General features: G+C 61.7%; 10 protein-coding genes. 7 read left to right on the forward strand and 3 right to left on the reverse strand.

What is annotated here, in order from left to right; all coding sequences use genetic code 11:
* Positions 1–98: 98 nt before the first annotated feature.
* From E2I15_RS00650 to E2I15_RS00680, 7 genes are all read left to right on the forward strand, one after another.
* Positions 99–1,400, forward strand: a complete 1,302-nt coding sequence (locus tag E2I15_RS00650) for an ABC transporter substrate-binding protein (RefSeq protein ID WP_170991790.1) — start codon at positions 99–101, stop codon at positions 1,398–1,400.
* 61 nt (positions 1,401–1,461) lie between these two features.
* Positions 1,462–2,349 carry a carbohydrate ABC transporter permease gene (locus E2I15_RS00655; RefSeq protein ID WP_137483331.1) on the forward strand — a complete coding sequence of 296 codons (888 nt, stop codon included), beginning with the start codon at positions 1,462–1,464 and terminating at the stop codon, positions 2,347–2,349.
* A 4-nt stretch (positions 2,350–2,353) separates the two neighbouring features.
* Positions 2,354–3,181, forward strand: coding sequence for a carbohydrate ABC transporter permease (locus E2I15_RS00660; protein WP_137483332.1), 828 nt, complete (start codon positions 2,354–2,356; stop codon positions 3,179–3,181).
* Positions 3,182–3,188: 7 nt separating this feature from the next.
* Entirely contained in the window at positions 3,189–4,193 is a 1,005-nt protein-coding gene (locus E2I15_RS00665) for a zinc-dependent alcohol dehydrogenase family protein (RefSeq protein ID WP_137483333.1), read from the forward strand.
* 6 nt (positions 4,194–4,199) lie between these two features.
* Positions 4,200–5,273, forward strand: coding sequence for an ABC transporter ATP-binding protein (locus E2I15_RS00670; protein WP_137483334.1), 1,074 nt, complete (start codon positions 4,200–4,202; stop codon positions 5,271–5,273).
* Positions 5,270–6,229 (forward strand): sugar kinase, encoded by a 960-nt coding sequence (locus E2I15_RS00675; RefSeq protein WP_137483335.1) that lies wholly within the window; start codon positions 5,270–5,272, stop codon positions 6,227–6,229. The genes E2I15_RS00670 and E2I15_RS00675 overlap by 4 nt, the downstream gene beginning before the upstream one ends.
* The gene (locus E2I15_RS00680; protein WP_137483336.1) at positions 6,226–7,263 is read left to right on the forward strand and encodes a tagatose 1,6-diphosphate aldolase; all 1,038 of its coding nucleotides are present in this window, start codon (positions 6,226–6,228) and stop codon (positions 7,261–7,263) included. Before E2I15_RS00675 ends, E2I15_RS00680 begins: the two co-directional genes overlap by 4 nt.
* 151 nt (positions 7,264–7,414) lie before the next feature.
* Here the strand turns inward: E2I15_RS00680 and E2I15_RS00685 are convergent, their stop codons facing one another.
* Genes E2I15_RS00685 through E2I15_RS00695 form a run of 3 tightly spaced genes read right to left on the reverse strand, consistent with a single transcriptional unit; the run spans position 7,415 to position 16,694 of the window.
* Positions 7,415–10,471 (reverse strand): NAD(P)-binding protein, encoded by a 3,057-nt coding sequence (locus E2I15_RS00685; RefSeq protein WP_210241916.1) that lies wholly within the window; start codon positions 10,469–10,471, stop codon positions 7,415–7,417.
* An 11-nt stretch (positions 10,472–10,482) separates the two neighbouring features.
* Entirely contained in the window at positions 10,483–12,693 is a 2,211-nt protein-coding gene (locus E2I15_RS00690) for an NAD(P)-binding protein (RefSeq protein WP_170991791.1), read from the reverse strand.
* On the reverse strand, positions 12,690–16,694 hold the full coding sequence (locus E2I15_RS00695; protein WP_137483339.1) for an AAA family ATPase: 4,005 nt from the start codon (positions 16,692–16,694) through the stop codon (positions 12,690–12,692). The genes E2I15_RS00690 and E2I15_RS00695 overlap by 4 nt, the downstream gene beginning before the upstream one ends.
* Positions 16,695–17,929: the final 1,235 nt, after the last annotated feature.

Raw genomic sequence — 17,929 nt, forward strand, 5'->3', positions numbered from 1 at the left:
GCTTGACACGACTGAGCGGAAGTCTAGATTGTAACCGTTTTCAAGTCGCGTTCAAAATGGCCCGCCAGCTTAAGGCGGCCAGCCGGGAGGAGAGTTCGATGAAGGCCAGGATGCTCGCGACGCACGTCGCGTTGCCCGTTCTCGCGATTGTCGCCGTCAGCGCGCAGGCTCATGCGGCCGATTTCGACTGGATGAAGTTCAAGGGCAGGACCGTCACCTTTCTCGCCAACAACAATCCGGTCGCGCAGGCGCTGCTGACCTACAAGGCCGATTTCGAGAAGCTGACCGGCATGACCCTGAAGGTCGATGGCTATCAGGAACAGCAGATGCGCCAGCGTCTGGTTACCGTCATGAACGCGAACAGCGACGAGGTCGACGTGTTCATGACTTTGCCTTCGCGCGAGGGCGAGCAGTTCGCCGCGGCCGGCTGGTACGGCGATCTCACTGCGATGGCCAAGAACGAGGTGGCCAGGGAATACGACCCGGCCGGCTTGAGCCAGGCCCTGCTCAAGGCCGCGACCTTCGGCGGCAAGCTGACCAGCATGCCGATGAACATCGAAGGTCCGATCTTCTATTATCGTACCGACATCTTCAAGAAGTGCGGCGTTGAGGTGCCAAAGACCATCAAGGATGTCGAGGCGGCCGCCGGGAAGATCAAGACCTGCGACAGCGCAATCACGCCCTTCGTCTCGCGTGGCCTCAAGCCCGCGGTCGCCTACACCTTCAGCAACATGCTGCACAACATCGGAGGCAGCTACATCGCGGGCGGCAAGTCGAACCTCTGCTCGGCGAAGGGCAAGGAAGCACTCGATACCTACAGCCGGCTGCTGCGCGACTTCGGTCCACCGGGTGTGGTCAACTACAGCTTCCAGCAGATTTCGGCGCTCTACCGCAGCGGCCGCGCCGCAATGGCGTTCGAATCCTCGAATGAGTTGCGCACTGTGATGGAGGGCGGCGCGCGGCTTAAAGACACCGGCCTGTTGCCGTTCCCGGCGGGCGAGGCCGGCCAGGTGCCGACCACGATCGGCTGGGGCATGGCGGTGTCCTCGCACAGCAAACAGCCGGACGCGGCCTGGTACTTCGTGCAGTGGGCGACCAGCCCCGAGGTGCAGAAGAAGATGGCGCTGCAGGGCATTGCCCCGCCGCGGCCGTCGGTCGCCAAGGATCCTGAGTACCGCAAATGGATCGACGAGGAGCCGGTGCGCAAGGAATGGCAGGGCGCACTCGACGTGCTTGCGACCAAGGGTTCATCGGAAGTCGGCTATCCCATCATTGCCAATCCGGAATCGCGCGAGTTCATCGGTCAGGCGGTTCAAGATCTGATCCTGAAGCAGAAGAGCGTCGATCAGGCCTGTGCCGACGCGGACAAGGCGCTCGATGCGCTGATCGCGCAGAAGTAACGGTCCGATGCCGGCCCGCTTCGCGCCGGTCGGCATCTCATTCGATGAAGGACATGGACGCATGTCGGATACGGCTGCGACACTGACGCAGGATCGGCAGAGGCTGGAGATGTCGGCGCTCTCGGCGCCGGCCGTGCTCTTCACGGTCGCGATGATCGCGTTTCCGGTCGTCTATACGATCTGGCTCGGCTTCCAGAATTTCTCCTCGACCGGCAAGCAGTCCTTCGCGGGTCTCGCCAATTACTCAAAGCTGATCTCCGACTACGAGTTTTGGCACGGGCTCTGGGTCACCATAGCGCTCTATGTGCTGTCGTTGGTGCTCCAGCTCGTCTTCGGCGTGTGGCTGGCTCTGGTGTTGTTTCACGCCAAGCGTCTGCCGGGAATCGTGCGTTCGCTGTTCATCTCACCGTTCATGATGCCGCCGGTGGTGGCGGGCATGATGTGGCTCGTGATTCTCGATCCCTCGCTCGGGGCGGCCAATTACATCCTCCAGTCGTTCGGCCTGCCGCCGTCGGACTGGCTGGCGTCGCCGACCTGGGTCATTCCGACCGTCGCTCTGGTCGACAGCTGGCAGTGGACGCCATACGTCGCCCTGATCGTGCTGGGCGGCCTGCAATCCCTGCCGCCGAGCGTCTACGAGGCGGCACAGATCGACGGGGCTTCGCCGTTCAAGACCTTCCAGCGCATCACCCTGCCGCTGCTGTTGCCGACCATCGTCACCGCGGCCATCCTGCGCAGCGTCGATCTCCTGCGTTTCTTCGACATCATCTACATCACAACCCAGGGCGGCCCCGGCAACGCCTCGAACACGCTCAACATCTACGGCTTCCGGGTGGGTTTCGAGTTCTTCAACATCGGCTATGCCAGCGCCCTGATGCTGACGCTGACGGCGATCGTGTTCGGCGCCGTACTCGCCTTCAACCGCCTGCGCGGCGCCGTGGCGTGGTGATGTCATGACGGATGCCGCCAACACCGACCGCTGGATCCGCTGGCTCAACACCGCGCAGCTCGTGCTGGCCGGCGTGCTCATCATGGCCCCGACCGTCTGGATGGTGCTGTCCTCGTTCAAGCCGTCGTTCGAGGTGACGGCCTATCCGCCGACGCTGATCTTCACGCCAACGCTCGACAATTATGTCGAGCTGACGAAGACCACGCCGTTCCTCAGCTATGCGCTCAACAGCCTCATCGTCACCGTCGGCTCGACAGCGCTCGGCCTACTGTTCGGCATTCCCGCCGCTTTCGCCGTGTCCTGGACACGGATCTCGTGGCCCGCGATCCTGACGCTCGCCGCGCGCATGGCGCCGGGCACGCTGTTCCTGCTGCCGTGGTACGTCATGTTCCGGCAAATCGGCATGATCGGCTCCTACACCGCGCTGATCCTGAGCCACGCGGTCATCACGCTGCCGATCGTGATCTGGGTGCTGCTGCCATCCTTCGACGGCATCCCGCGCAGCGTCTTCGAGGCGGCGCAGGTCGACGGGTGCAGCGTCACGCGCATCCTCTGGCGCATCGCGCTGCCGCTGGTGGCGTCCGGCGTCGCCGTCTCGGCGATCCTCGCCTTCGTCTTCTCGTGGAACTACTTCCTGTTTGCGCTGGTGCTCTCCAACGGCGACACCAAGACGCTGATCGCGGCGGCCTTCAACTTCATCGGCGAAGGCTCGACGCAATGGGGCGCCCTCATGGCCGCGGCGACGCTGATCGCGCTGCCGCCGCTGGTGCTGGCTGCCCTGGTGCAGCGCTGGCTGGTGTCCGGACTGACGCTCGGCGCGGTGAAAGGTTAGGTATCTGATGAACGTGTCACCCCGTCCGAATTCGATCATGCAGGCCGCGGTCTTCCACGGCGATGACCGCATCACCATCGAGCGCGTGGCAATGCCCGACGTCGGCACGGGTGAAGTGCTCGTGCGCGTTTCGCGCACAGCGCTGTGTGGTTCGGACTTCAAGCTCTGGCACAAGGGCGCAGAGTTCACTGCCGGACACGAAATCTTCGGCGTCGTCGAGCAGCCCGGTCACCGGCTGCATGGTCGCCGCTGTGCCGTCTATATTCCCTTGCATTGCGGCCACTGCGCCGCCTGCAAGCGCGGCGACACCCAGATGTGCCTGGAGGTCTCCAGCCTGATCGGCTGGAACCGGCCGGGCGGCTATGCCGAATATGTTCCGGTGCCGGAAAACTGTTTGCTGCCGGTGCCTGACGATATCGAGGACAGCCTCGCGCCGCTGCTGCTCGACACCATCGGCACGTCGGGCCACGCCGTCCGCTTCGTCAGCCGCGTGGCGCCGCCGGGTGAGGCCGGACCTGTTCTTGTCATGGGCGCCGGGCCAGTCGGTCTCGGCGTCGTGCTGGCGCTCCGCGCGCTCGGCTACAACGACATCCACGTCGCCGACCCCAATGCGACGCGGTTGAAGATCGCGCAATCCTTCGGTGCGAAGGCGCATCCCGTAGGCGACACATCGCAGCGCTTCGCTCTCATCATGGAATGCTCCGGTGCGCACGCGGCGCGCAATCTCGGCATCGAGCTTGTCCTGCCGCGCGGTGCGCTGGTGCTGGTCGGCGAGAACGCCGCGCCCTGGACCATCGAGGAAGGCAAGGTGTTCCGCCGCAAGGACTTCTACATGATCCGGACCTTCTACTTCCCGGTCTCGGATTTCGAGCCGAACGTCGAGCTGCTGCGCAGGTTCAAGGACGAATACCGCGTCCTCGTCGACGCCGAGTTCGGCTTGTCGGCTCTGCCTGAGAATTTCGCCCGCTTTGCCAAGGGCGAGCTGATCAAGCCGGTACTGGCGCTGGATTAAGCGATCATGGCCTCGATCTCGATCCGCAACCTCCTCAAGCGCTACGGCAATTTCACCGTGATCCCCGATCTCAATCTGGAGATCGCGGACCATGAATTCGTCGTCTTTGTGGGGCCATCCGGATGTGGCAAGTCCACACTGCTACGAATCATCGCGGGTCTCGAGCCGATCACGTCCGGGGACCTCTACATCGGCGACAAGCGCGTCAACGGCGTGCAAGCTGCACAGCGCGACATTGCGATGGTGTTCCAGGACTACGCGCTCTATCCGCACATGCGCGTCTACGACAACATGTCGTTCGCATTGGAGTTGCGGGGAACGCCGAAGGCGGAGATCGATGCGCGCGTGAAGCGTGCCGCCGCGCTCCTGCACATCGAACCCTATCTCGATCGCAAGCCGAAGGAGCTCTCCGGCGGACAGCGCCAGCGCGTCGCCATGGGCCGTGCGATTGTGCGCAATCCCAAGGCGTTCCTGTTCGACGAGCCGTTGTCCAACCTCGACGCAAAACTGCGCGGGCAAGTGCGGGCCGAGATCAAGGCGCTATCGCAGGAGCTCAAGACCACCATGGTTTTCGTGACCCATGACCAGATCGAGGCCATGACGATGGCCGACCGGATCGTGGTGCTTCAAGGCGGGACGATCCAGCAATACGACACGCCGGAGACGGTCTACGAGCGGCCGGCCAACCAGTTCGTCGCTGGCTTCATCGGCTCGCCCGCCATGAACTTCTTCCCGGTCGAATGGCGTGGGGAGCGCGCGATCCTTTCGCAAGGCGCAGAGGCGGTGCCGCTGGATGGCGAGACCGCAAGCCACCTGCGCCGGGCCGGCAGCGCGATCCTCGGCGTTCGTCCCGAGCATTTCGTCGCGGCAACTGATACGGCCGATAGCGTTGCCATCAACGTCAAGCTGGTCGAGCCGCTCGGCTCGGACACCCTGATTCATTTCGATCTCGCCGGCGTCTCCGCGATCGCAAGGGTCGATCCAGCGTTGCGACCGAAGCTCGGCGATCGCCTCAGTTTGCGGCCGCAGCCGGGCAAGACGCATTTGTTCGATGCAGCGAACGGGCAGGTCTTGCGGTGAGCGAATCGGCGAATATCGAAGATCTTTCGGCGCTCGCGGATGTGGCGTCCGGAGCCAGGCGTGTCCAGGTGATCTGCCTTGGGCTATCCGCGCTCGATCAGGTCTGGCGCGTCGATCGGCTCTTTGCGGGCAACAGCGAGAAGATAAGGGCCATCGACTACGGTACCCTTGGCGGCGGAATGGCCGCCAATGCCGCGGTCGCGGTCGCGCGGCTCGGTGCCTCCGTCGCGTTCTGGGGGCGGGCAGGGAACGATGCCGCCGGGCACGAGATGCGGTCGGCTTTTGCGGCCGAAGGTGTCGACGTCGAGAATTTCCGGCTGTTTCCCGATGGCCGCTCATCGGTCTCGGGGATCATTGTCGACAGTTCGGGCGAGCGGCAGATCGTGAACTTCCGTGGTCTCTTTCCGGAAGCGGCCGATTGGCTTCCGCTTGAAGCCGTCGCTCGCGCATCCTCGGTGTTGGCCGATCCGCGCTGGGTGGAGGGCGCCGCGACGCTGTTTCGCGAGGCGCGTGCGCTCGGCATTCCGACGGTGCTCGACGGCGACATGGCTGATGCCGAGGTATTCGAGCGACTGCTGCCCCTGACCGACCACGCGATCTTCTCCGAGCCCGCGCTCGCTTCTTTCGCCGGATCTGCCAAAGACGAATCTCTCGCAGCGCTCGCGCGTTTCGGCTGCCGTGTCGTTGCCGTCACACGCGGCGAGGACGGTGTGAACTGGTACGAGAATGGCCAGGTGCACCGGTATGCCGCCTATGCGGTCGATGTCGTCGATACCACAGGCGCAGGCGACGTCTTCCACGGCGCCTATGCGCTGGCGATTGGCGCCGGTCTCGAAGTGCGCAACGCCATGGCGTTTTCTGCAGCCACGGCCGCGATGAAATGTCGCCACGCCGGTGGCCGCAACGGAATCCCTACCATCAACGAGTGTCTAGCATTCATGAGGACGAAGCCATGAGGACGATTGGAAAGAACCGCGGGCTGGGCCGCCTTGCCGACGCGGAAGGCCACTTTCGCATGGTTGCGCTGGATCAGCGGCCGCCGCTGTTCGATGCCATTGCGAAGGCGAAGGGAATCGCGCGGGATCAGGTCGAATATTCCGACGTCACCGCGGCCAAGCGGCTCCTCGTGGAGAACCTTGCGCCGCATTGCAGCTCGATGCTGTTCGACCCGAATTTTGCCGTGCCCGCCGCGATTGATCTGTTGCCGCCGCGCTGCGGTCTGATCATGACGCTGGAGGAGCATCGCGTCGAAGAGACCCCGGGCGGTCGCAAGTCGCGCGCGATCGCCAACTGGAGTGTGGAGAAGATTCGCGCCATGGGCGGCGACGCCGTCAAGGTGCTGGCCTGGTATCGGCCGGATGCGGACACCGCGGTAAACCAGCATCAGAAGCGCTTCGTGCGCGAGATTGGCGAGGAGTGCGCCCGCCACGACGTTCCCTATGTTCTTGAACTGCTGGTCTATCCGTTCCTTGGTAGTGCCAATCATACCGCCGATTACGTGGAATCGCCTGGCAAGCTCCCGGGCTTGGTCATCGACAGCGTGCGCGAGTTTGCCAAGCCCGAATACGGCGTCGATCTCCTGAAGCTTGAGAGCCCTCTCGCGGCAAACAGCCTGCCGGCCCGTGACGGCAGCTCCGAAGCCAAAGCCGCGCAGAAGGAGTTCGATGCGATCGGCGAGATCTGCCGTGAGCGAAGCATTCCCTGGGTCTTGCTGTCGGGCGGCGCCGCGCCGGAAAAATTCGAACGTGTCCTCGACTTCGCCTATGCCGCGGGCGCGGGCGGTTTCCTGGCGGGCCGCACCATCTGGCTCGATGCCGTCCTGAAGAATTTCCCGGATCTTACGGCGGTTTCGGCGAGCCTGCGCAAGGATGGCCTCGGCGTGCTTGAGCGGCTCAACAAGCTGACGACGGCCAAGGGCACGCCGTGGAAGGCGCGCTTTCCTGTATTCACCGATATCAAACAGGAGGGCGACTTCGCGCGCGCGTATTGAAATGGTAACGGCTCGCGCGATAACGTGTCGCGCGGCATCATCCTGCGCTGCCCTACTCCGAAGCAGCCTCCCTAAGATGAGGCTGAGCTTCGTACGAGTGCGGTGCCTTGGCGACCATTGAGCGAATTAGTGACGCCAGGCTTCCAGGCCGTCAGCGTCGTACCAAGATACGGCCCAGCAATGCCGTGCTGTACTCGCCGGTGGCCCTCGCCAGATTTCTTGCGCTCGAACTCGGCCGCCCGGCCGGGAAGTTGAAGGGCAGGCTGAGCGTCCAAGGCGCGATGAACCGGAATCCCCAAGAGTCGTCCTTTTGCGGCGGCTTTGAGATCGGTGCGAGTTCGATCTCCTCTGCCTTATGGGAGAAAGGCGAGGATAGCGCGATCTTGCCTTTGATGGGTTGGACGACCGCGCCGCCAAGACCGTATTTCAGCATCGAGTAGATGAAATTGCCATCCGGCTGGACGCCGACCAGAGGCTGATCCAGTTTGTCGCGGATTTGCTTGATGACGAGATAGCTGTCGATGCCACCGGGCACGCCGTCGCGCTCGAACCAGGTTCTTATGGTGCCGGATGAGCTTCGCATGGAGAAGGAGTCATTATCATCCTGGATTCGTGCGACCTGTTTGTTGAAGCCGTAAAGATTCTGGCCGATCAACGTGGCTGCCAGCGAGCTCACGAACAAGTGCGGCATGTAGCTGAACAGGACGTTCTGCAATGAAGGTGCGTTCTTATGGATAACGTCGGGAATCAGCTGGGCGATTTCCAGGTAGTGCGCGCCGCCGAAGGGTAGTGGTCCCGGACGCACGTTGCGTTGCCGGGCAAAGATCAGGACGACATGATGCGGTGGCTCGGGGATATTCTCCGGTGTCGTTTCCGTGTTGCTCTCTGCATCGGACGACGCGCCGTAATGCGCTGTCTTGATCGTGCTGTGGGGCGCTGGAGGTTCGAGGAGTGTCAGCCCATCGGGTAGCATTTTCTCGAGTTCGCAGCGCGACCGTTGTTGGACGACGCAGAACGCCTCGATTTCGCCGGTACCGGCGACGGCGTTTGTGGCAAGCTTGCGCAGCAGGTCCAATGCCGGCAACAAGGCGGTTGGCAGCGAAACGTCGTCGAAGTCGTTGGCGTTTGGCATGGCAATATGTACTCCTGCAATTGCGGCTGCCGCAGAGCGGCCCGCCATGACCGATGCTTCAATACAACCCGCATTAATACCGGTACGAACCCAGTCGCCGGCGAGAAAGAGATTGTCGACCCCCGAATTGCCGGCCTCCATGCGTTTGAAGACGCTGCCGGGAACTGATAGCACATATCGGTCCGAGGGATTGATGTTCACCCGCGGATATTGCGCGAAGAACCGCCTTCGCGTCGGGGGGCAATGAGCACGATAGTCGAAGAATCGCTCCCAACGAATGGCATGGCCGGGGCCTTCAATTCCGGGCCACAAGAAGCGAAGGTTGTTCTCGACCCAGTGCAGCATCCTTCGCCTCTGCCGCGCGAGCATCCTGGCCGGATAGCTGTGTTCGCAGAACGGGGGCGGCCGATCCGCGGGATCGTCGACCAGGGAGCCAACGAAATATGCCAACCCCTTGGGAGGCGGTTTAGGCCATTTTTCCAGCGGCAACATCAGGCTCAGGTCGGCCCAGGTATCGAGCGGCAATACGAATCCCGAAAGAGCCGTTCGATCCTGGTTGCAACCGAGCTCCCGCATGCCGACGATCGTCCATGCTTGAAAGGCTACCGTCGCCGTCGTCTTGATGGCATCGACCATCTCTCGCCAGCCGGGCGTGTGGCAGATCAGGTCCTTGCATATCGTGCCGAATGCGCCGATGCCGATGCCGAGCACGACGTCGTCGAAGTCCCTCCCTCGCAGCAGCTTCCGGGGAGGGCCGACGCCGGGCCACTTCGTCCACGCCGATTCCAGGTCTATTCTTTGGTCTCGCAGATCCTGCCCTTGGACCAGCTGGCAGTAGTCTGGATGGGAAGGCCAGCTCGGGATTGTGCCATCTGCGCCGATCCAGATCAGCGGATCGTAGGAATTGCCGGAGTGGGTGGTCGCCTGAACGGTGGTGTCGATGAATTCGATCGAAGCTTTGTCTTGAGACAGTCCGATGTGCTCGACCTTGGTAAAGAATTCGAACTTGACGTGGCGTTTCGTGAGAACCTGGTAGAGCGGAGCGAACAGCAGCTCGCCCATGGTCGCCTTGAGAAGGTAGAAGAACGACCCGCGATATGTGAAGAGCAGCTTCAATAGGATGCGGGTGCCGGTGCCAGCCGCCACATTCCTGCAGGGAATGACATTCCCGCGTTCATCCGTGTGGCTACCGAAGAACCCGAACACATAATCATAGCAGCCACGGACGATGGCGGAATCCAGCGCCGAATCCGAGCAACCGTTCGACCTCATCCAACCGGTCCACTCGTGATGGTCGATGCAGTCGAAGCCCTGCCACAGCACGCCGTCGCTCAACATGCCGATCGCGATCGTCAGCGCGACCTCCGCCACGATCTCGCGCGGGTCGCGAGACTTGGCGGCCGACGCCGGCTTGCCGCAGAGCTGAATCCGAGCATGCCTTAGTATCGTCTGGAGTTCGGCGGCGTCACGCGGGCTGACCGCCCTGGGATCCTGCGGCAGGATATCGACCTTCGCCCGCGCCGTTCTGAAAGGACCGTCGGTTGCTCCGGCCGCCACAGCGGAGTGCTGGGTCCCCTCCGGCCATTGGTCCGTGAAGCCAGCGATCGACTGGCTCTGCTGCACCGAGCATTCGAGTAGTGAGCGCAGAAAATCGACGAGCGAGAATGCGGGACGCGGTGTGCCCGGAATTCCTTCATGGGATGGAATGTCGATAGTCCATGAAGCCCAACCGGAATTGAACGGCTCCATGAGCACGGATCGATCGAGGCCCTCGAAGGCGTTCTCGCGTGATCCGAACGGCGGGCTGAGGTCGAGATCGTCCATCGCGGCATAAAGCCGGTCGACCAGTTCGAATGCGTTATCGTAAAAACCGGTCCAGACATGAAGTCCGTGTTCTTCGGCGCGATACCCTTTTTCCTTGTCGCGGCCGACCGCTCCCTTGCCGCCGAGCCGCCAGCCGATCGTGTAGACGGTGATGTCGAACAGTTGATGCAGGGGATCCTGCTCCGTCAGCTCGAACGCCGCGCTGAGCGCCGCGACACCGCCTCCCAGGATTGCAATCTTTCTGCGCGCCATGCAGCCAATCCTCATTCAGCGGGAGCGGGCGCGCAGCTGCGCATAACATCACAGAGAGACAGATATTGTCGGGTAGCGTGAAGAAAACGCTCGCCGGGAATTTCGAGCTCTGCGCCGGTGATCGCGCGCGCCGCCTGCATTCCCGAGATGACGGCTGTTTCAACGCATTCGGTGTTGAAGCCGGTGTCGATCCAGGTTCCGGCGAGGTACAGGTGCTTGAAGCCGGACTCGTCGGTCTTCAGGCGCCAGGCGCTGGTGCCGGCCGCCGTCGCGACACAGCAGTCCCAGGGACTGATATTGGCTTTGACGTGCTGCGCCCTGATCCGGCGATAGTCGTTGCGATTCTGGTCGTCGTAGAGCACGGTCCAGTCAAACGCACCGTTCGTCATGACCTTCGGCCAGATGAATTTGGCCTTGTGCTCGAGCCAATCCAACGTCTTGAGATAGGCCAGCAGATTTGCCATCTCCTGGACATGCCGGCTTGTCCGCGGCGCTGCGTACAATTTCGAAGGAAAGACGTCACAGAGGTAGTGAAGCGAGTAGGGAGGGTCGCGGCGCTCATATCGCAGGAGTTGAGACATGTCCGCCCAGATGTCGAGAGGATTGGGGCCCGACACCAGCGCCGGCTTTTGTCCGGACCAGCCGAGGCCGGCAAGCGAGCGCGTGCTCCAGAGCTGAACTGCGATGCTGGGCACCAGGCGAAGCTTTGCCGCCATATTCCAGAAGTCGGTGCTGTAGTTGTAAAGGTCGTCGAACGGCTCGTGCTTTGCTTCAATGCTGGATAGGCCGGGTCCGGGCGGTCGCTCGACACTCTTGTTACCCGTGAACTTCTTGAAAGCGCCGAGCGGTATCGCCAGGACGACATCGTCGAAATCGTCGATTCGTGTCTTTACGTCGGTGTCGACCCGCTCGTTGCACCAGAACGATTCAAAATCAACGCAGCCGTTCGGGGGGACGTCGAGGTGAAGCCAGTCGGGTTGGCTGCTCCAGCCGAACAGTCCATGGCCAATCGGCACTGTCCATTCATAGCCGGACTTCGGTATCGCCTGCACGTCAAAGTGCAGTGAATCGACAGATCGCCCATCCGACGAGACCCTGATATCGGTCAGTTTGTGAAAGAACCGAAACTCGACGTCTCGCTGCTTGAGTATCTCGAACAGGGGAGCGACGATCACTTCGCCTGCACCGGCCTGCAGCTCCCACGCCACGGCTCCTTGATAGGTTCCGAGTGCTCGAAGCAGGACCTGCACTGCGGTTCCCGCGCCGTAGCTCGCGTTGGCGACGTCTCCGTCCGGATACTGAAACATCGTGTCGTAGAGCGCTCTCACCATTGGCGACTGCTTGACCAGTGTGGGTTCGGCGCCATGACGAACCAACCAGCGGCGAAAGTCCTCACCGTCCATCTGCTGGATGGATCGTTGCTCGATCACGATGTCGTCGAAAATGCCGTCCACCAGCGGCCACGCTAGTTGCAAGGCCTGGTTGAACAAGTGGCCGGCTGCGGTATTCGCAAAGGTCGTATGACCACTAGCGCCGGCGGCGCCCTGAAGCACCCGCCGGACTAATTCCATGTCTGCGGGACCAAACGAGATCATGTCTTCGTCGAGATGCGACAGCCACGTCGAGGCAATCTCCAGACAGGTTCTTGCCGTCACCACACCGAGTAGTCTTGAGGGTGGAAACTGCGGATCGTCGCGCAATTTGATCGTTTCGATCGAAACTTCGTCGAGCTTGACGATCGGCGAGTCTGACCCGAGCGCATAATCGTGGAAGGCGATCAACAGGCCTATCGCGTGCGACAGACAATTGGCGATGCTGAGGTCAGCCGGTTCTCTGCCGGGTATACCGACTTTCTTCGATGTCGGAAAACTGACGTCATACACGCTCGGCTTGGCCCCATCGGGATCGCCGATCGGCGTGTAACCCTGTGGGAGAATCAAGGTGTTCAATCCGACTGTCGCTCCTTCCCGCGGCAAATTTTGGTAAACCTCCTCCAACATCTGGAAGGCGTTCAGATAGTGGCCGAACCAGATATGCAGGCCATGCTCGATGTTGCGGCCCTGCGCATCGCGCCCGCTGGCGCACTTGCCTCCGAGCCGCCATCCCAGCTGATAGACCGTGACGTGATATTGCTTGCGCAATTCCGGAGTAAGGCTGAGCTGATAGGCGGCGGATAGTCCCGCCATTCCGCCGCCTACGATGATGATGCGGCGTTGACTCAAGTCTGCCTCCATTGCGACGACAGCGATGGATGGACATGTTTCAGTTCGGCGAGCTCCTTGGCGGCGCCGAGGCGTTCAAAGATGTCAGCCGCTTGCCGCAGGCGAGACTCACGCTCAGGATCGCTCGCGCTGATCGCAAGGCCGGTTCGATAGATCGCCTGCGCCTGCTCGCGGGGAGTTTGCAGCAGCTCGGCCATTTTGGCGGCGCGCTTCCAATTCTCGAGCGCCCGCGCCGGTTGACCGGTCAGGAGGCGCAATCGGCCGTTCATTAACAGACTGTAGAGACGGCAGATCGGCGATGTTCGAGCGAGCCGGGAAAGCTCCCGGCACGCCAGCTTCGCCTGGCTTTGAATGTTCGAAGAGACCGAGCCGGAAGCTCGCTCCCAATGGCTCAGTAAGACATCGGCGATTCCTGCCGGTCCGAAGGCATATCCGCCCCACACAACGCCGCATTCGCGCAAGATTGGAAGTCCCCGTTCCGCAAGCTCAAGGGCGACCGCGACCTCGCCGCGCTCGAGATAGCCGGCCGCGGCCACGCCCGTGCAAAGCAATTGTTCCGTGCGGATCAACCGCTGGCCCGCCAGCGCTCTCAGTTTGTCGAGGCATCCGTTATCGGCTCCGCCCCGGGTGATGTCGATCAACGCCCGCAGGGAAAGACTCCAAGCGCGGATCTGCGGCGGGGAATCGTCGGAGAGTTCCGCGAACAACCTGGCAAGCCGCTCGTCGGCGAGCGAAATATGTCCCCGCAACAGCGCGATGAAGATCAACATCGTCTCGCTGTTCTGCGCACGCTTTCGGTCTCCCAAGCGCTCGTAACAACGTCTTGCATGTTCGCCATGCGCCTCGGCATTGTCCCATTCGGCGAGGCCATAAGAGAGAACGCCGAGGACGAGTCGGACCCGCGCGATCTCTGGCAGCGAGCCGTAATCTTCCGCCAATTGGATCGCGCGCGCTCCGTAGGTGCGGCCAATCCCCACCATGCCGGACATCCCCATTCCGAGGGCCAGTGCGCTGTATCCTCGAATCGTCTCTGGGGTCGCACCGCATTTTTCGGCCAGGTTTAACGAAGCCAGGGTTCCGTTGAGCACGGCCAGCGAGTCGTTCTGGTAAAAATACTGCTCCGACAGAAATTCGTGCATATGAGCGACGCGCTGCATGTCGGACCTGTCCTGCTCAGCCAGGTCCACTTGTTTCGACGAAGCAAATCGTAACCTCAACTGGGTTGCGGCGTTGCGAACAAGCGCGCCGATTCGTTCGGTCTTGCTCGCCGGGAGACGATGACCAAGCAACTCCATCGCGCGTTGATAGTGGTTGGCCGAGCTCTCGTAGTCCGACAATTCGTGACAGGCATCGCCGAGGATGACCTCCCAAGCCGCCTTGCGGCTGCTTCCGATCTGGATTGCTTCGCGCTGCGTGAGATCGAATAGTTTCTCCACGTAACGGATCGCTTCGCGATTTGCCGAGTTGTTGCGCGACTGTTGCGCTGCAAGTTCGAGGTAGGTGATCGCCCGCAACGGCTCACCGCCAAGCTCGAGATGCCTTGCCAGGCGCGCATAATTCGGTTGCAGCTCCTCGGCGTGATGCTGCTCGATGAAGCCGGCAATCCGCCGATGGAGGGTCCTTCGCTGCGCAACAGACAAGACATGATAGGCAACCTCCATCGTTATGGAGTGCCTAAACACAAAGGACAGTGGCTTCGTCTCGCGATCGAGTTGCAGGAAGTCGAAGTCGATCAGTCGGCGGATGCATTCCGCCTTGGTGGCGGCGGACAACTCCGGGACGATCTGATCCAGCAACTCGGAGGAGAAGGCGTCGCCGACTGCACTGGCGGCCTTGAGCACCAGCTGGTCGTCGAGCGATAGCAGGTCGATCCGGCTGACGATTGCGCGTTCAACGCTGGTCGAGAGCGAGATGCTGGACTCGGCGAGGCTCTTTTCATCGAACGAACAAATCCCCCGCGTGACCTGAATCTTCCCGGTATCCCTGAGCGCGAGCGCGAGCTCCTCGCTGAAGAACGGATTTCCGCTGGCATGACCGTAGACATATCGCACCAATTCTGGCGGAACCTCGGACGATCTCAGGCGCCGCTTCACCAGCAGCCGCACGTCGTCGCGCGACAGCCGGTCGAGCCGCAGCTGCAGCGACGAGGCGAGTTCGACGGCAAGGCGCTGCTCTGCGATCGTTGTCGTCTGGGTCCGCTGGGTAACCACGATCAGGAAGTCAGAAAGCCGGCGCGCGACGGCGCCGAGCAGTTCGATCGAGGGGCCGTCGAACCAGTGGACGTCCTCCATCAGGAGGATGCGAACACTCGATCGGCGTAGGATGAAGATCACGAGTTCTTCGATCGCGCTCGCGCGAGCCGAGCCGACGATCTGTTCGGTGAAGGCGAATTCGGAAAATCCCAGTGGAATGACTTCTTCGAGCAGCGGAAGCCAATTCAGCAGCTGCTCGTTTTCAAGCAGCGCTTCCGATAATTCGCGTCGAACCCGCAGTCCGTCGCCCGGTCCTTCAAACTGCAAGATCTGCCGCAATACGGCGCGCCACACGAAATAGGGCGTCGATCTTTCGATGGCCGTGGCATTTGCGATCAGGACGGCGTGATTGTCGGCCTGCGCCGATCCGATGAAGTCTTCGAGCAGGCGCGACTTTCCGATGCCGGCTTCACCTGCAATGAGGACGAGCTTACCGGTTCCCGTCTTCAGACCGTCGAGACAGCTCCTGAGCATCGCGGCTTCGCTGACGCGGTCGACGATGGTGCGCCGGGGCGGAGCATGGAAATCGTCGGACACTGCCGCCGGGCTGAACGCCAACATCGATGCGCCCGTCCCCTTGACCTGGAGATGTGGCAGCAGGTTGAACACGATCCTGCGCCCGACGGCTTGGGCCGTCGTGGCGTCGCAGACGATGTCGCCCTGTGCGGCCTCGGCGAAATGCGCGGCCACATTGATCGCCTGCCCAAAAATCCCGAACGTCCTCTGATGGAGGCCGCCATAATTGCTGCAGAACAGGCGGCCCGTCGCCAGGCCAACGGAAATGGGAATGGCCTTCGCTTCCAGCTGGCGGCGGAGGCGCAGACACGCCTCGACGGCCCTAAAGGGATCGTCTTCGTGGGCAAGCGGAGCCAATCCGAAGACGAGCGTGAGAGTCAGGCCCTTGTCGTCCATCAGGACCTGATGAACGGTTCCCTCGAGCCGTTCGGCGATTTGCTGGACGTCAACGACGAAGGCCTGCAGTCTCGTCAAGAAATCATCATCGAAAATGAAATCGGGAAGGCCGACCCGCGCCACTGTGAGCGTGCGAAACTCGCCGACCCAGTCGCTGGCGTCGGCCTTGTCCGTGTGGCTTCCGAAGATAGTGCCGTTTATCGGTGCCACGGCATCAGGCGAGTTCATTCCAAGGAGCCGCGCCCCATAGGGCATGGGTTCGAGTTCGCACGAGCCCGCCAACAGCCGCGCGGCGTTTGCACACAACGCGATGTCGCCGATCTCGGCCTTCTGATAAGCGAGGCCGATGCTGTAAAAGGGGGCGCCGGCCGCAACGTAGTGCCATTTGTCCTGCCAACCGCCGAGCCTGCAGAAGAACACTTCGCCGGTTTCTACTGCCGTACGCGCATTGATCGCTTCTCGGCCCGGCCCGCCGGTCATGGCCTGTCGCAGCGCAAGGCCGCAGCGAACGGCCTGCGCGGTAGCGACTGCAGCGTCCGGATCGACCCAAATCGCGAGAATGGCGTCGCCGGCGAAAGCGACGATGTCGCCTCCCTCTGAATCGATCACGTCGGCCAGTATCGCAAAGCAATCGTTGATGAAGTAGGTAAGGCTTTCGGCGCCGTCGCCGGCAGCGCGGTCGGTCTTCGCCGTGAAGCCTGCAATGTCGATAAGCAGTACTGCCGCGGTCCGGGCTTCCGCGCGAGGGTTGTTTGACCAGTCCTGAGACTGGAGGCGTGCATTCACCCATTTTGGCGTGTGGGCGGCTTGCTCCCTTGCGACAGCTCCGGCAGGCATTGCACGACCTCGGCTCAATGGAGCCGGAATGGAACCCTGTCTTGGAGAGAAAATCAACAAACCAGCAGCTCGCGGACCGCCCGGAGACCGTCAGCGGTCTTGTCCAATTGCTCGACACTATGCCTTTATGTCTAAAATGCCTTTTATCACTTTGGTGGCATGCGAGCTGTGGGGTGGCTCACAATGATCGTCAAACCTTGGGTCCGTCCGTGATCCGGAAAGAACGCGACCACAGGCAATGACTTGTCACTCACACGCCGAGCAGATGTGGTGCTTGAGCGAGGCTCGGTGTTTTCATGTTGACGTGCACATGAAGCGCCCTGGCCGAGCCGTGCGCATGAGGCGGCGCGAACGCGCGGCAACGGACCGGTCACTAGCTCTCTTAGCTTTCGATGCTTTGCTTTGGCAATGACGCGGCGATCCCGGTAGGAGGGATATCTTGAGCGAATTCAATGGTATACATTAGATAACCGTCTGAAATGGCGCCATTACCCGCCTTGGTGTTTTTGTTGCGGTGGCTACCCGGGCGGGGCATTTTTGGTCCCGAAGCCGAACGTGAGGCACAGAGACAGCAGCGCGCCGAATTGCTGGAAGGCGGGTGGTTAGCCTCGTGAGCGGCGATTCCAGACTTCCAGATCCAGACTCCCCAGTCCTAATCGGCTGGGACCGAAATAGGGCGATGTCTCGGCGTCAGTGCCGAGACGGAAAGGTCGAGACACAACCGTGGTGACTTCGAAGTGGGAAAGCCAGCGTAGTATACCCATCGTCACCAAGGCATCTTTGAATGAAGCGCTGCTCGATATGGCCAGCCGGGCGCGAATGCGAACCCCGTGAATAAACACGCGCCCGAGTCTCAGATCTTGGCGCCGTACCAAATCACGAGCGCGAAGATCACCAGCAAGACGATGGTGGTGATTTGTTCACCGATGGGTATCGCTTGTCTGTCCATGACGGCCCGGCCCTCGGTGCGCGGGAGCGGGATGCTGCAACGGGCCGTTGGTTCGTCAGCACAGCGGGACCCGCTCAAAATGCGTGCGGGCGGCCATTAGCTCCAGGCCCAGGAAGATGATGCTAAATCCTGACGGCTCGAAGTCTGCACCCTCCGTAACCAAAGGATCATGGCCCAAACGGACTATCCGTTGGGCGAAAACGTCACTGCGATTTTCTCGCAGTGAGCGGCATGCGGAAATCTCGAGTGCCAAATCAGCTATCTGTCTGACGCCGTCAAATGATCG

Source organism: Bradyrhizobium sp. BR2003, assembly GCF_009720285.1.
Lineage (GTDB): Bacteria > Pseudomonadota > Alphaproteobacteria > Rhizobiales > Xanthobacteraceae > Bradyrhizobium > Bradyrhizobium elkanii.

Bases quoted from the DNA above. Each gene is read 5' to 3' on its own strand.
- E2I15_RS00650 (WP_170991790.1), top strand. From the start codon at position 99: ATGAAGGCCAGGATGCTCGCGACGCACGTCGCGTTGCCCGTTCTCGCG.
- E2I15_RS00655 (WP_137483331.1), top strand. From the start codon at position 1,462: ATGTCGGATACGGCTGCGACACTGACGCAGGATCGGCAGAGGCTGGAG.
- E2I15_RS00660 (WP_137483332.1), top strand. From the start codon at position 2,354: ATGACGGATGCCGCCAACACCGACCGCTGGATCCGCTGGCTCAACACC.
- E2I15_RS00665 (WP_137483333.1), top strand. From the start codon at position 3,189: ATGAACGTGTCACCCCGTCCGAATTCGATCATGCAGGCCGCGGTCTTC.
- E2I15_RS00670 (WP_137483334.1), top strand. From the start codon at position 4,200: ATGGCCTCGATCTCGATCCGCAACCTCCTCAAGCGCTACGGCAATTTC.
- E2I15_RS00680 (WP_137483336.1), top strand. From the start codon at position 6,226: ATGAGGACGATTGGAAAGAACCGCGGGCTGGGCCGCCTTGCCGACGCG.
- E2I15_RS00685 (WP_210241916.1), bottom strand. From the start codon at position 10,471: ATGGCGCGCAGAAAGATTGCAATCCTGGGAGGCGGTGTCGCGGCGCTC.
- E2I15_RS00695 (WP_137483339.1), bottom strand. From the start codon at position 16,694: ATGCCTGCCGGAGCTGTCGCAAGGGAGCAAGCCGCCCACACGCCAAAA.